At 51.1% G+C, this 13,743-nt stretch carries 16 protein-coding genes and 1 other RNA gene; 10 read left to right on the top strand and 7 right to left on the bottom strand.

Going from position 1 to position 13,743, the window contains the following annotated elements; all coding sequences use genetic code 11:
- Positions 1-196: 196 nt before the first annotated feature.
- Together ABIE48_RS05925 and ABIE48_RS05930 are read right to left on the bottom strand one after the other, a co-directional pair.
- Positions 197-391, bottom strand: a complete 195-nt coding sequence (locus ABIE48_RS05925) for a hypothetical protein (protein WP_076170738.1) — start codon at positions 389-391, stop codon at positions 197-199.
- A gap of 186 nt (positions 392-577) precedes the next feature.
- Complete coding sequence (locus ABIE48_RS05930) at positions 578-1,402, bottom strand: YitT family protein (protein ID WP_483312646.1); 825 nt, start codon at positions 1,400-1,402, stop codon at positions 578-580.
- 323 nt (positions 1,403-1,725) lie between these two features.
- Between ABIE48_RS05930 and cshA the strand changes: the two genes are divergently transcribed.
- Positions 1,726-3,291: a degradosome RNA helicase CshA gene (gene cshA / locus ABIE48_RS05935; protein WP_145024904.1), complete on the top strand. Its 1,566-nt coding sequence runs from the start codon at positions 1,726-1,728 to the stop codon at positions 3,289-3,291.
- Between the two features lie 59 nt (positions 3,292-3,350).
- On the opposite strand, the gene ABIE48_RS05940 is transcribed toward cshA, so the two are convergent.
- A complete protein-coding gene (locus ABIE48_RS05940) occupies positions 3,351-3,467 on the bottom strand; it encodes a sporulation protein YjcZ (RefSeq protein WP_145024902.1) in 117 nt (38 codons plus the stop codon).
- Positions 3,468-3,643: 176 nt separating this feature from the next.
- On the opposite strand from ABIE48_RS05940, the gene ABIE48_RS05945 reads away from it, so the two are divergent.
- The 3 genes from ABIE48_RS05945 (at position 3,644) to ABIE48_RS05955 (ending at position 5,324) form a co-directional block, all read left to right on the top strand.
- On the top strand, positions 3,644-4,477 hold the full coding sequence (locus ABIE48_RS05945; protein WP_105441574.1) for a YesL family protein: 834 nt from the start codon (positions 3,644-3,646) through the stop codon (positions 4,475-4,477).
- Between the two features lie 74 nt (positions 4,478-4,551).
- A non-coding RNA gene (gene ssrS, locus ABIE48_RS05950) (6S RNA) lies at positions 4,552-4,743 on the top strand.
- A 188-nt stretch (positions 4,744-4,931) separates the two neighbouring features.
- Positions 4,932-5,324 carry a DUF1499 domain-containing protein gene (locus ABIE48_RS05955; RefSeq protein ID WP_076170237.1) on the top strand — a complete coding sequence of 131 codons (393 nt, stop codon included), beginning with the start codon at positions 4,932-4,934 and terminating at the stop codon, positions 5,322-5,324.
- Positions 5,325-5,395: 71 nt separating this feature from the next.
- Here the strand turns inward: ABIE48_RS05955 and tpx are convergent, their stop codons facing one another.
- Positions 5,396-5,914, bottom strand: coding sequence for a thiol peroxidase (gene tpx, locus ABIE48_RS05960; RefSeq protein WP_145024898.1), 519 nt, complete (start codon positions 5,912-5,914; stop codon positions 5,396-5,398).
- A 121-nt stretch (positions 5,915-6,035) separates the two neighbouring features.
- On the opposite strand from tpx, the gene ABIE48_RS05965 reads away from it, so the two are divergent.
- Together ABIE48_RS05965 and gltC are read left to right on the top strand one after the other, a co-directional pair.
- Complete coding sequence (locus tag ABIE48_RS05965) at positions 6,036-6,653, top strand: rhomboid family intramembrane serine protease (RefSeq protein WP_192715073.1); 618 nt, start codon at positions 6,036-6,038, stop codon at positions 6,651-6,653.
- A gap of 48 nt (positions 6,654-6,701) precedes the next feature.
- A complete protein-coding gene (gltC, locus tag ABIE48_RS05970; RefSeq protein WP_076170234.1) occupies positions 6,702-7,619 on the top strand; it encodes a glutamate biosynthesis transcriptional regulator GltC in 918 nt (305 codons plus the stop codon).
- Between the two features lie 52 nt (positions 7,620-7,671).
- Here the strand turns inward: gltC and ABIE48_RS05975 are convergent, their stop codons facing one another.
- Positions 7,672-8,358: a zinc metallopeptidase gene (locus ABIE48_RS05975; protein ID WP_192715072.1), complete on the bottom strand. Its 687-nt coding sequence runs from the start codon at positions 8,356-8,358 to the stop codon at positions 7,672-7,674.
- A 31-nt stretch (positions 8,359-8,389) separates the two neighbouring features.
- Positions 8,390-8,824 carry a MerR family transcriptional regulator gene (locus tag ABIE48_RS05980; protein WP_076170232.1) on the bottom strand — a complete coding sequence of 145 codons (435 nt, stop codon included), beginning with the start codon at positions 8,822-8,824 and terminating at the stop codon, positions 8,390-8,392.
- A 264-nt stretch (positions 8,825-9,088) separates the two neighbouring features.
- Between ABIE48_RS05980 and ABIE48_RS05985 the strand changes: the two genes are divergently transcribed.
- Genes ABIE48_RS05985 through ABIE48_RS05995 form a run of 3 tightly spaced genes read left to right on the top strand, consistent with a single transcriptional unit; the run spans position 9,089 to position 12,401 of the window.
- Entirely contained in the window at positions 9,089-10,534 is a 1,446-nt protein-coding gene (locus tag ABIE48_RS05985; RefSeq protein ID WP_076170231.1) for an ammonium transporter, read from the top strand.
- Between the two features lie 50 nt (positions 10,535-10,584).
- Complete coding sequence (locus ABIE48_RS05990) at positions 10,585-11,664, top strand: DUF294 nucleotidyltransferase-like domain-containing protein (protein ID WP_192715071.1); 1,080 nt, start codon at positions 10,585-10,587, stop codon at positions 11,662-11,664.
- Positions 11,661-12,401: an exonuclease domain-containing protein gene (locus tag ABIE48_RS05995; protein ID WP_192715070.1), complete on the top strand. Its 741-nt coding sequence runs from the start codon at positions 11,661-11,663 to the stop codon at positions 12,399-12,401. Before ABIE48_RS05990 ends, ABIE48_RS05995 begins: the two co-directional genes overlap by 4 nt.
- On the opposite strand, the gene ABIE48_RS06000 is transcribed toward ABIE48_RS05995, so the two are convergent.
- Complete coding sequence (locus ABIE48_RS06000; protein ID WP_186326003.1) at positions 12,387-12,842, bottom strand: Mov34/MPN/PAD-1 family protein; 456 nt, start codon at positions 12,840-12,842, stop codon at positions 12,387-12,389. The two genes, ABIE48_RS05995 and ABIE48_RS06000, sit on opposite strands and share 15 nt — an antisense overlap.
- A gap of 236 nt (positions 12,843-13,078) precedes the next feature.
- On the opposite strand from ABIE48_RS06000, the gene ABIE48_RS06005 reads away from it, so the two are divergent.
- Positions 13,079-13,630, top strand: coding sequence for a TlpA family protein disulfide reductase (locus tag ABIE48_RS06005; RefSeq protein WP_076170227.1), 552 nt, complete (start codon positions 13,079-13,081; stop codon positions 13,628-13,630).
- The last annotated feature ends 113 nt before the right edge of the window (positions 13,631-13,743 follow it).

Here is a 13,743-nt window from a genome sequence, read left to right on the forward strand (position 1 = left end):
CGGCTTCCCTCTTCCGTAGGGTTGCCACCGGGATGCTTAAATACTTGCGGGAAAAGCGACTTCCAACATTTTGACAAAATTGTAGTTCCCGTGCCCGGTGGCCGCTTCAGGCCAAATAAAAATGCCACCCGCGCTGCCGCTGAAAGCGGCCATTCGCGAATGGCATGTTATTCAAGCACTTGCTACTTGCTATAAATCAGTGAAGCAGCGCGGAGCTCTGATGTTCACAGATGCTGTACTGGATGATCTCCATGGCATCTTCTTGTTCCAGAATGCTAAGTCCGTCCCGCAGCACAATGAGGGAATTCAGTTCATTTTGCTTCAAGAATGGCATCATATCCGGGAACCATTTCATGACGATTTGGGACAACTTTACCGTTTCCATTTCCATTTCCACAAAAATCACCCTTTCCTCCTTCGAATCTTCACAGTCAGATGATCCAACGCAAGGCGAACGGAAAAGCGTTTTGGTGCTTTGGGAAATTCGGGTATATCCTAATCTCATGGAACTATTGTAGGAAGCGCGCACTATTAATATACCACATTTGGTGTTTTTTTTACACAGCGCATACAAAAATCAGCTTCTGCGGAAGGAACCCATGACCCCGACGGTCTCGACAATGTTGACGAACGCCTTGGGGTCGGTCTGCTTGATGATGCGCTTCAGCTCGGCCAATTCGTACCGTGTGGTAACGGTCATCAGCATATCCTTTTCCACATTGGAAAAAGCGCCCTGCGTCTTAATCTTGGTTACGCCGCGCGGCCGCTCTAGCAGTTGATGAAGAAGGGCATCCGTCTCGTTCGTGATGATGTACACGGTGACCTTGAAATGGCTGACGTGGATCATGTCCACGACCTTGCCCGTGACGAAAATGGAAACGATGGAGGCGAGCGCCAGGTTCCAATTGTCCTGTAAGTAACCGGCTGCGAGGATGACGACCCCGTTCATGGCCACCAGTATGTTTCCGATCGGGAAGTCGCGGTAACGCGTAACGATGGACCCGATAATATCGAACCCGCCAGAGGAGCCGCCTGCCCGGAAAGAAATGCCTGCCCCGATCCCGACGAGGACGCCGCCAAATACCGCAGCCAGCAGCGTATCGGACACGAGGGACGTTTCGGGAACTACCGCGATCAGCCACGTCGTGGCGACGACCGAAAGAATACTCAGAACAATGAAACGTTTGCCGAGCTGAAACCAGCCGGCGACAAGCATCGGTATGTTAAACACGAAATAAAGAACGCTGAGACTGATCGGTGTAAAATAATTCACGAGCATGGACAGGCCCGATACGCCCCCGCTAAGCAAGTGAAGCGGAACGAGGAATAGATTGAACCCGCAGGCAATAAAAGCCGCCCCAAGGACCACAACCACATACTTCCAAATATTTTTGAGCTCCAAGCTCATCACCTCATTATGTAATTTTCTGCAAGACGAGTGAAAGTTGTTTCAGCTTGACTGGTGTTTGTAATTTGGTTTGTGATATAATGTATTAGATGTTCTTGAGTACGGTTGTACAATAGTATTATTTTGCATTGTTTCAGGAGAATAATTACCGTTTACTAAATTCTGTAGGCTGTTTTGTTTGCCCGGATAAACGCTATAGAGAATCGAAGCCATGAAACATTTGATCGAAGTTTGGCTACCCTATATAATGTTTACCGCTACTTAAGAATACAGACAAGATTGTGGTATGTCCACTTTATAGAAGGAGTATGAAAAATTTGAAAAATTTCGCAGAATTAGGCCTCGAACCAAAGGTATTGCAGGCCATTACGGAGCTTGGATTTGAGGAAGCGACACCGATTCAGGCACAATCCATTCCGATCGCAATGAGCGGACGGGACATGATTGGCCAAGCACAGACGGGTACAGGCAAAACCGCTGCCTTTGGTATTCCGCTGATTAATAAAATTTCCAAAGATACGGATAAAATCGTCGCCCTCATTATGACACCTACCCGGGAGCTTGCGATTCAGGTCGCAGAGGAAATCGGAAAATTGACCCGTTTCAAGGGAATTGGCTCGCTGCCGATTTACGGCGGTCAAGACATCGGACGCCAGATCCGTGCGCTGAAGAAGAAGCCACAAATTATTATCGGTACGCCAGGCCGTTTGCTTGACCACATTAACCGCAAAACGATCCGCCTGGACGACGTCGAAACCGTCATTTTGGACGAAGCCGACGAAATGCTGGATATGGGCTTCATGGAAGACATCCAAACGATCCTGAAGCTGGTACCGGAAGAACGCCAAACGATGCTGTTCTCCGCGACGATGCCGCCGAACATTCAGAAGCTGGCTCAGCAATTTTTGAAAAATCCGGAGCATGTTTCCGTTATTCCGAAACAAGTCAGCGCACCTCTGATCGACCAGGCTTATATCGAAGTGCCGGAACGCCAGAAGTTTGAAGCGCTCAGCCGTTTGATCGATATGGAATCTCCGGAGCTTGCCATCGTTTTCGGACGCACGAAGCGCCGTGTCGACGAGCTGGCCGAAGCCCTGCAGAAGCGCGGATATTCCGCGGACGGACTGCACGGGGACCTGTCCCAGAACCAGCGCGACACCGTGATGCGCAAATTCCGTGACGGAAGCATCGACGTGCTGGTAGCTACGGACGTTGCGGCCCGCGGCCTTGACGTATCCGGCGTTACCCACGTCGTGAACTTTGACCTCCCTCAGGATCCGGAAAGCTACGTGCACCGGATCGGACGTACCGGCCGTGCCGGGAAAGAAGGAACCGCGTGGACCTTCGTTACTCCGCGCGAAATGGATCATCTTCACCTGATCGAACGCGTAACCCGCCACCGTATTCCGCGCAAGCCGCTCCCTACGCTGGCCGAAGCCATCGAAGGCAAACAGCGCGTGACGGCGGAAAGATTGCTTGAAACCGTGGAGAAGGGCGAATTGAACGAATACAAAGGACTAGCCATCCAACTGCTGGAGCAGTATGACTCCGTGCAGCTGCTGTCTGCGGCATTGAAGATGCTGACAGGCGAGAAAAAGGATTCGGATATCCAGCTGACGCCGGAAGACCCGATCCGCGTCAAGCGCCGTCACAGCGGCAAACCGGACCTGCGCAGCGGACGCAAACCGTCCGGCGGCTATCGCGGCGGCAGCGGCGGCAGCCGCAGCGGCGGAGGGTACAACCGTGACCGCGGCGACGGACGCGGCGGCTACAGCAAGAGCTACAGCGGACGCGGGGATTCGTACCGCGGCGACCGCAAACCGCGGACCAGCAGCAGTGAGGGACGCCGTACTACGAAACGCGAAGACTCTTTCGAGAAGTAAGAACATAACAAAGAGGCGAAGTGCCGCGTGCACTTCGCCTCTTTTTTCATATCATCAAATTACCAGATAAATGCGCGAGTGATGATAACGAGCAGGATGAACAGCACTAGGATGGCTCCTGCATTACTGAACATGCCATGACAGCCGTAACCAACTCCACCAACAGGATAAGACATGGATCATTTCCTCCTTCAAAAAGTTGAACTCTTTTGGATTACGGTGTATCTTATGACGGTTTTCGCCCGCATGTATAGACCAACACCCAGATGCCGGAAATTAGGCTCTGGCAATGTATGTCCCTAATGCGGTATTATTAAGGTACAGGCATGTTAGTGGAGGAGGAGACTTTTACTTGGAATTCAAAGGTGCAATGGGTGGAATTTACAAAATTACAGAGTGGATTACCCGGATAGCTTACAGCAATATCTTGTGGATGCTGTGTTCGATCCCATTCTTCTTTTTTCTGGTGACGAAGCTGCTGGTAACAGGGGCTAACGAGTCGCTGCAGATGAACTGGGCCATGGGAATCGTGGCACCGTTTACATTGTTCCCTGCAACGGCGGCGCTGTTTGCAGTGGTGCGCAAATGGGTGATGGGCGATACCGATATTAAAATTTTCAGCACCTATTTCAGAGCGTACAAGGAAAACTACAAACAAAGTATGGTCGGCGGTATTTTCTACGTGCTGCTGCTGGTTATTATGATGGTGGATTATACGGTCTATATGACCCAGTTCCGCAATATGCAGCTGATCGGGATTGTGATGCTGATCCTGCTGATCGTTCTGTTCCTGTCGATGTTCAACTTTTTCTCGATGATCGTTCATTACCATATGTCCATCGGACAGATTTTGAAGAACGCGGTTCTGATTACGATCATCCGGCCTTTCCGGGTGCTTGCTACCGTGCTCGGGAGTGCGGTCGTCCTGTTTATCGGGTCCAAGTATCCAGCGCTGATCTTCTTCTTTGGCGGAAGCGTCATCGCATTGTGGGCGTTTTTCAACTTCTACGGCACCTACATGAAGATGCAGGAGCAAGCGGAGCGGCTCAAACAGAAGGAAGAAGAGGCGCAGCAGGAAGCCGCTGACGCAGATGATTCCGTAAGTTTGCAGGGCGATCCGGACAAGAGAGATGAATGGTACGAGGAAAGCGTTTCAAATGGCGATGAGCCGGGTAAAAGAAACTAAGCCAGCAAGCGATATTTTCTTCTAAATTTTTACCATTTCGTTTACATGCTGACGATTTCGGTCTATAATAAGACTACATCCTGCGATGTTCGCCACGGTTAATCGTTGTTTTGAACCAATGATAATGTCTGAGGGAGATCTATATGAAGCGCAGCTGAAACGCCCTGTCTATATGACATGGGGACTTCAAAACCGCTGATGCGATCACCCACCTGCTAGAGCAGGTTCAGAAGACAATTTAACCGGACGGCATAGGCGGGTTTTTATTTTGTCGATGAACCCATTGCGACCATTATGGTGCAGAATAGAGAACATCCCAGCCGGTTCTATTTCCGGATTGGGGTGTTTTTTTTGTTGAATCTCCGGCATCATTCCGTACTTACTCTTTTGTTCTGACCGTAACAATGATAAACTGTTAAGTATTGATGATGTTTACTATAAAGGAGGAAAGGTCTTGTCGCTAAAGAGAGTTCTAGTGGGGGTCATTCGCAGTCAAGAAGGAACAAGCGACCGCGCGAAGGATCCTAAAATGAAAACGCGCTATTACAATTTATCGAAAGACAAGGCATGGGAGGAAATCTCCTCGACACTTAAAAAAATTCCTGGCTACAAAGTGCTGCACGAGGTGTCTTCCGTCGGGGAGATCACGCTGGAGAAGAGAACCTCGCTTGGCCGTACCGTGGATATTACCATTTCGGTGCTATCGGTTGGTCCAGTCCGCACCGCTGTTGATATGTATTCCGCCTCCAGGGGCTCGCTGGGGGATCTGGGGTATAATTACCGGATTATTTTAAACTTGTTCGGCATATTGGATAAGAAATTGGCTAAATACAAAATAACACAATGAGTAAGGAAAAAGCGGGAGAAAGATCAGCTCTTTCTCCCGCTTTTTATGGGAACATGGCGGCTTGAGCCGAATTACAGCAGTTCTTTAACGGCTGCTACGGCATTTTCGTAGTTCGGATGCTCGGCCATTTCCTTCAGGTACTCGACATATGTAATCTTGTCGTTTTTGTCCACGACGAAAATGGAGCGCATGTCCAGACGGAATTCCTTGATATGAACACCGTATGCGTCGCCGAACGACATCTCCTTGTGATCGGAAAGGGTCACGACACGGTCGATTCCGGCAGCGGCACACCAGCGTTCCTGGGCGAATGGAAGGTCGGCGCTGATGGTCAGCACGATCACGTCGTCGCCAAGGCCGGCGGCTTCTTCGTTGAAACGGCGCGTTTGGGCGTCACATACTCCCGTATCAAGAGAAGGAACGACACTAATTAATTTGATTTTGCCGGCATAATCCTTAAGAGTAGCCTCTTCAAGCAAATTTTTGCTGACCTTGAAATCCGGAGCGGCGTCGCCCACATGAAGTTCCGGGCCAATGAGGGTAATCGGATTGCCTTTGAATGTAGCTGAATTGGTACGTTCTTGTGCCATATGAAATCTCCTTCCTGGTTATCAAAAATTGGTGATTCGTGACAAAGTCCATTATAATCTTTTTAAAAAGGCATTGTCCAATTTCGTCGGCGGTTTACTCGGTTATAGAAGGAAGGATAACATGTTATTTGTACGTTATGAGAATCTGAAAAGTTATTTGAAGTACTACCCGATCACGACGCTGCTCTTTGTAATCAACCTGGTGATGTTTCTCATTATGGCCTTTAACGGGGGCTCCACCAACAATGAAACGCTGATCCGGTTTGGAGCACTGACGAACATCGATCAATATAATGAGTGGTGGAGATTTGTCAGCTCCATGTTTTTGCATGCGGGTTTTTCTCACTTGCTGTTTAACAGCTTCGCGCTGCTCGTCTTTGCCCCGCCTCTGGAGAGGCTGCTAGGTCCTTGGCGATACGGGCTGCTGTACTTGTTAAGCGGTATTTTGGGCAATTTGATGACAGTGGCACATTACAACCGTACCGGAGAGATCCTGATTTCCATAGGCGCGTCAGGCGCGATTTACGGCATATACGGCGCCTATCTGTATATCGCCTTATTTCAGCGGCAGTGGATGGACGACGCCTCCCGGAAAACCGTGTACGGCATTTTGATCGTTGGCATTATCGTAACTTGGGTTTCGCAATCCAACATTAACTGGGTAGCCCATATGGGCGGTTTGATCGGCGGTTTCTTTATTTATGGACTGATGGCCAGGGTGCTGAGAAGGCGCCGCTAGCCAAGCTCGGATGAACAGGTATCGTATAAGCAGAATGGAGCGAAAGTAGTGGAATTAAGACAGTTGCAATACTTTTTGAAGGTAGCACAGAAGGAGCATGTCACGCAGGCTGCAGAGGAGCTGCATGTCGCCCAGTCAGCGGTGAGCCGGCAGATTCATCAGCTGGAGGAGGAACTCGGAGTCCACTTATTTATGCAGAAAGGAAGAAACCTGCAGTTAACCCCCGTAGGGCAGCTGTTCTGCAAACGAGTGGAGGGCATCCTGAAGGATTTGGATAAGGCGGTCATGGAGGTTCATGAATTTCTGGATCCGGAGCAGGGAGAAATTCGTATCGGATTTCCGCACAGCCTGGGGATTCATTTGATCCCTTCCGTGGTGGCCGAATTTAAACGCCGGTATCCGAACGTGAAATTCCGTTTCAAGCAGGGGATGTTCCCGTCCTTGATCCGTGATGTGATCTCGGCGGAAGTCGATTTGGCTTTCATTTCACCTTTCCCGGAAAAGCATGAACATGTGGAAGGCGAAGTGATCCTGACCGAAGAGCTGTATGCGATTCTGCCGCCGAACCATCCGTTGGCCGAGAAGGAGAGCATCAAGCTCGTCGAGCTGAAGGATGAGAAATTCGTTCTCTTCAGCAAAGGCTATTCTTTGCGGCCGATTGTCTGGCATGCTTGCCTCGAGGCGGGCTTTACGCCGAAGATCGCCTTCGAAGGTGAGGAGACCGACACGATCCGCGGACTGGTGGCGGCTGGCATGGGTGTCAGCATCCTGCCGGAGCTGGCCTTGTTCCAGACCAATCCGCTGCAGCCGGCACGCGTTAAAATTTCGGAACCGAAAGTCACCCGCACGATCGGGCTGATTCATCGTTCGGACGATAAGCTTCCTCTGGTGGCCCAGTCTTTCCGCACCTTTCTGCTTAAATATTTCGGCTTACACCAGAACAATAAAAATACCCCGGTCGGTTAAACGACGCGGGGTATTTTTATATTGAAGTCGGATATTTACATACCTGTTTGTATTAGTCACGGTTGTTGCTGTTCGTAAAGATCAAAATGTACCGGAGCAGTTCGAGCAGGGAAACCAGCGCCGCTGCAACATAGGTCAGGGCTGCGGAGTTCAGCACCTTGGCCACGCCGCGTTCTTCTTCGTTCGTGATGTATCCTTCCGAAACCATAATCTCGCGGGCCCGGTTACTTGCGTTAAATTCAACCGGCAGCGTGATCAGCTGGAAAGCAACCGCAACGGAGAAGAAAATAATGCCGAGTCCGATCAGTCCAAGCCATTGGAAAAGGAAACCGGCAATCAGAAGGATCGGAGCAAGTCCAGATGCAAAGTTGACGATCGGGAAAATCCGGTGGCGCAGTACCAGCATCGGATAGTGCTCCTTATGCTGAATGGCGTGGCCGATCTCGTGACAAGCAACGGAAATCGCCGAGATGGAGCTCTCGTAATACACCGGTTCCGACAGGCGGACGACGCGGTTAATCGGGTCGTAGTGGTCGGAGAGGGCTCCCCTTACCGGTTCGATCGGCACGTCATGCAGCCCGTGGATATCCAGCATGTGCCGGGCCGCGTCATATCCGGTCATGCCGCTGTTCGCCTGAACCGTGGACCACTTCTTGAAGGTACCCTGAACTCGAAACTGTGCCCAGAGCGAAAACAGAAATGCAATAATGATAAGTATATACATTCCGTCGAAATACATTTCCATACCTCCTGCTTTATTTTGCGGGAAACTAGAGGGTTGGGCCGTGCTGTTCAAGGAAGAGGCGAATGGCCTCGATGCACGCCGCACCTTGCGGGAGGAGATTCAGCAGCACCAGCCGCGCATGGCTTGGCTTCATTTGCTTAATCAGCGGTTCGAGCTCCTTCACTTCGCGCTGCAGCTGCTGCATATGAAGCTCGAGGTGAGACAGCTTGTCGGACACCTGCTTCTCTTCCGGAACCGAATCCCACTTCTCAAGCATCTCTTTAATCTCATCCAAACTATATTTCTCTTGTTTCAATTCATTAATACGTTTAAGCCGGACCAAGGTTTCATGGCTGTATAAACGGTAATTCTTAAGCGTGCGCTTCTCTGGAAAAATCAATCCCAGCTTGGTGTAATAATCAATTGTACGCTCGCTGACACCACCAGCCTTAGCTAATTCACCGATCCGATACAGTATCATATCCCCATCCTATATCACCTCGCAGGAAATTAAACGAATGCTCGTTTCCATATTATATTACTTAAATTATGATACATGAATCCGAACCGTACAGTCAAACGTCATGCTTTTCCTGTAAAGCTGACATTGTAAGTTAATATTACATCAGAAACAATTTTTCAGTATTTTCAAAAAATATCTTGTCAATTTCAGGACCATCGGCTTATAATGTCATTAAGAATTTCACTTTGTGTTAGAAATATTGACATTGGGGGAATGGGGTACATGAAAAGGAAATGGTTAGGAATTATGTTATTAATGCTTACATTGTTGACGTTTCCCGTAACGGTTTTTGCAGCCGATGACGGGGCGACCAACGTTCAACTACAGGCTGGGTTGAACACCTTCTTCGTATTTATGGCTGCTATGCTCGTGTTTTTTATGCAGGCGGGTTTCGCGCTTTTGGAAGCCGGTACGGTACGGATGAAGAACGCGGGTCATATCGCAGGGAAGACCGTACTGACACTCGGAATTGCCATCGTCGTCTTCTGGGCAGTTGGTTTTGGCCTTGGATTCGGCAATGGGAACAGTTTATTCGGAACGACGGGATTTTTCCTGACCGGCGATTCCATGGCAGCGTCCTTTGATTCTTTATCCGCATCGGATGCGTCGCTGACGGTTAAGTTTTTGTTCCAGCTGTCCTTTGCGGCCGTATCGCTGGCCATTGCCTGCGGCGGTATGGCGGAACGCGCAAAATTAAGCGTATATATCGTATTTGGAACCATTTTTATGATCGTGATTTATCCGGTTGTTGCCCACTGGGTATGGGGCGGAGGCTGGTTGGGCCAATTGGGTATGCAGGACTACGCCGGATCGACCGTCGTACATCTGACAGGTGCGACCGCAGCCCTGGTCATCACTTACATGCTGAAGCCGCGCCTTGGCAAATACAACAAGGACGGCAAGCCTAACAGCATTCCGGGTCATAATCAGGTATTATCGGTACTTGGCGTGTTTATTCTGTGGATCGGCTGGTTCGGTTTTAACCCCGGCAGTGCGCTGACACCGCTGATGGACGGATTTTTCGGATATGTGGCCTTGACCACCAACCTGGCTGTAGCTGCCGGTGCTGTTGCCGCCTTGCTGATTTCCTGGGCAATATTCGGCAAAGCAGATATCCCTAGCATGCTGAACGGCGTTTTGGCCGCTCTCGTTGCTATTACCGGTTCTTGTGCATTCGTAGATGCGTGGGCAGCGATCGTGATCGGTGCGGTTGCCGGTATCATTACCTTCTTCACGGCTCAATGGTTTGAGAGAGCGGGACTTGACGATCCGATTTACGCTTTTTCCGTACACGGTATTGCCGGGATTTGGGGTGCCGTTTCCACAGGGTTGTTTGCAACGCCAAAGCTTGTTGAGATTACTGGCGTCGGAAAACCCGGACTGTTCTATGGCGGTGGATTCTCGCAGCTGGGCGTTCAAGTGCTGGGTGTCCTCGGGGCGTTCGTATTCGTTCTCGTGATCTCCTTTATCGTCATCGCTATTATGAAAGCAACGATGGGAATTCGCGTTACCGAAGAAGAAGAAATGATGGGTCTGGACATCAGCGAACACGGCACTTACGGCTATCCGGAGCAAATGAGGCTGCTCGTTGATTCCGAGATCAGACCATCGGCGTCTTCCGCATCTGCTCCTAAGCCGTCTGCGGGAACCAACGAGTCCTTTACCTAAGTCTAAAGAAATATGAATGAATATAATTCACCATGGAGGGGGTGAACCGTATGGAACCGCTGAAGTCGGAATCATGTGATCTGGACCTCGGTACGATCGCTTATGCGAACTCGCGTGAAGAGCTTCGGAGTCGGCGGCTGGACTGCCAGGAACAGCTTCAGGAAATGTTCGCTGACATGCCGATCGGGGCCTGGTCTGCACTCGTCAATGAAATGCATGATTTGATCGCGGCCAGAGCCGTCGACATCTGCGAGCGGGAACTGGAGGAGGCCGGTTACGGCCTGCCTCCCGTCTCCTACGCCTTCGTCGTATTCGGCAGTGCGGGCCGTAGGGAGTCGACGCTGTGGAGCGATCAGGATAACGGCCTTATTATCAGCGACGAGCCGGATGCATATAAGGAAGCTTACTTTCAAATCTTCGGTCAACGGCTGTCGGACCTGTTTGAATATTTGGGCTATGAAAAATGCAAGGGGAAAGTCATGTGCTCCGAGCCGCTGTGGCGCAAAACGCTGGAGGGTTGGAAAACGCAGCTCTCCCGCTGGCGCAATGACTTCAGCTGGGAACCGGTTCGCTACCTGATTATCGCTACAGATATGCGCTATATTTCTGGTGATCGCACACTTTCTGAGTCGTGGAAGGCTTTTTTCGGAAAGTGTCTCGATGAAACGCCGGAGCTGGCGATCGCGATTCTGCGGAATACGGTCAGACATAAAGCAACGCTAAATCTGCTCGGCCAGGTCGTTACCGAACGGTTTGGAGAACATGCCGGAGATTTTGACGTGAAATACGGGGTGTACATCCCGATCGTCAACAGCGTCCGATATATGGCCCTCCAGCAGGGAGTTAAGGAATCATCCACGCTGAAACGGCTGGAGAGACTGATGGTGCTGGACGGGGGCAACATGCTGCTGGAGAACGTGCAGCGCGCCTTTCTTACCGCCTTGATGCTGAGGTCGACCGCCCCCCACCGCGAAGAAAGGGGCATCTTCATGAGCAGCGGCTACATTCCGCAGAAGGAGCTCAAGAAAAGGTCGCTGATGTATGAGCTTCGCGAAAGCCTGACCGTCGTCAGGCGGACTCACCGGGCGCTGCAGCGTCAGCTCCGTTTCGCGGAGAGGAGAAGACCATGAAGACGCCGGAGCGGGGGAACAGCGGGTTCTGGAGCCTGCTTCGGCAGGGAGGCATGCCCTCGGCGATTGCTTCAGTGATGGGAGGATCCTCCGCACAGCAGATGGCGTTTATCCGCTCGCTGATGAGAGAACAACGGCGGCCGGAGGTTCTGCATACTCCGCTCAGCGAGCTGGAAACCGTCGTGTTTGATCTGGAGACGACGGGATTTAACGTTCAGCAGGGCGATGAAATTTTGTCGATCGGGGCGCTTCGGGTCAAAGGCGGCGATATCAAAGAGGATGAGTCGTTCTACAGCCTCGTTCAATGCAAACGCCCGGTGCCGTCCCACATTACCGGATTGACGGGGATTACGCAGGCGATGATCAACGAAGCGCCGCCGCTGATGGACGGTCTGCACGGTTTCATGAATTTTGTTGGGGGAAGGGTGCTAGTCGCCCATGCGAGCGCCCATGACAAATCCTTTTTGAATGCGGCACTGTGGAAAACCTCGAAGGTGAACCTCAGCCACCGGGTGATCGACACGATGATGATTGCCCGCTGGCTGGAGCCGCAGCGCGCGAGCTTTGCGCTGGACGACCTGCTGATGGCGAAAAATATTCCGATCGAGGGAAGGCATCACGCTTTGGAGGATGCCAAGATGACCGCAAAGCTGTGGGTTATGTACCTACGGGACATATCGCGCAGGAGACAGGTAGAGACGCTGGGCGACCTGTACGCCTATTTAAGCCATGCGTAACCGGGCTGGGCGGAGATGAAAATCGCCTGCCGCTGATCGTTCAATGAAGTAAGCCTGAGTCAGGATGGAAGATCCCGATTGGTCGGGGGAGCTGATCAAGTAGATACGAAGCAAATCCCCGAAAAGCGGGAGCTGACGCAAATCCTCCTCGGACGGAGCGGGAACGGTGTGTGGATGCGTATGAAAGATTCCGAGCAGTCCCGAAGGGTTCAGACACTGCTGGACCCACTCATGGGGATCTAGGGTGAAGCGGTGCAGCGGGTCAGGCGCTACGTTGCGGATCGGGATCAACGTCTCGATTCGCATGCCGCCCGCTGCAGCATTACCCCGCAGTACACCGCAGGCTTCATAAGGCCGATGAAGAAATAGCTGCTCCGCCAATCCGTGGGCGCAAGCAGCATCCAGCCATATTTCTTCGTCGTGTACGTGAAGCTCTGTCAACCGTATTCTCCCCTCTCACTTTGGCCTCTGCATTTGGCAGGGGCTCTTTTTTTTGTGCATTCATATCATGTCAAGTGTAGCGGGATGCCTGTACAATCGCAAGGGACATGTTCGGCAAATGCACTGTGGGCAAGCCAAATAGGTCGTTGGGAAAAATTTTGCAGTTCATTTGTAAGTTCCCGTGAAAAGAGGGTAAAATATAAGGGATACCACTTTAAGAAAAAGGGACGACATCCATGAAACGTAATTTGTACATTCTGCTCGCCTTTTTGGTGCTGGCGGGTGTTGTAGTTTACCAAAGTGCAGGCGACAAAATTCAGGCTGCCTTTCAGCAGGAGAAGCCGATGCCGACCGAAACGAAGCCGCAAGCGGGATATCTGGCACCGGCTTTCACGGCCACGGGGCTCGACGGGAAGGAATACCGTGTCGGCGGGGCGCAGGACAAGGCTATTCTGGTGAATTTTTGGGCCTCCTGGTGCGATCCGTGCCAGCAGGAAGCGCCCGAGCTGCATGCCTTGGCGGAGAAATACAAGGATGACCTGAATATTTACGGCATCAATGTCACCAAATACGACAACAAGAAAAACGCCAAAAGCTTCGTCGAGAAATACGACGTGAACTTTCCGGTCATGCTGGACCTGAAAGGAACCATTTACGACCAGTACAAAGGAGCCGTGTTCCCGACGAACGTGCTGATCGACAAGAACGGCGTCGTGCAGGATGTGATCCTGGGCATTCTGCCGTCCAAGGATCTGGAGAAGAAGATCAAGCATCTGATCGAGTCCTAGTTTAGGTTGAATGGAAGACCCGCCGCGTGAACGGAGGTCTTCTTTTTTTTGTGAATTTGTTGTAGAAAATAAAAGACCGTCCAGGATAGCTCCCGGACGGTCTGCTTCAGTTA

The sequence above is a fragment of the Paenibacillus sp. OAE614 genome, from assembly GCF_040546645.1.
In the GTDB taxonomy this organism is placed as follows: Bacteria; Bacillota; Bacilli; order Paenibacillales; family Paenibacillaceae; genus Paenibacillus_AQ; species Paenibacillus_AQ favisporus.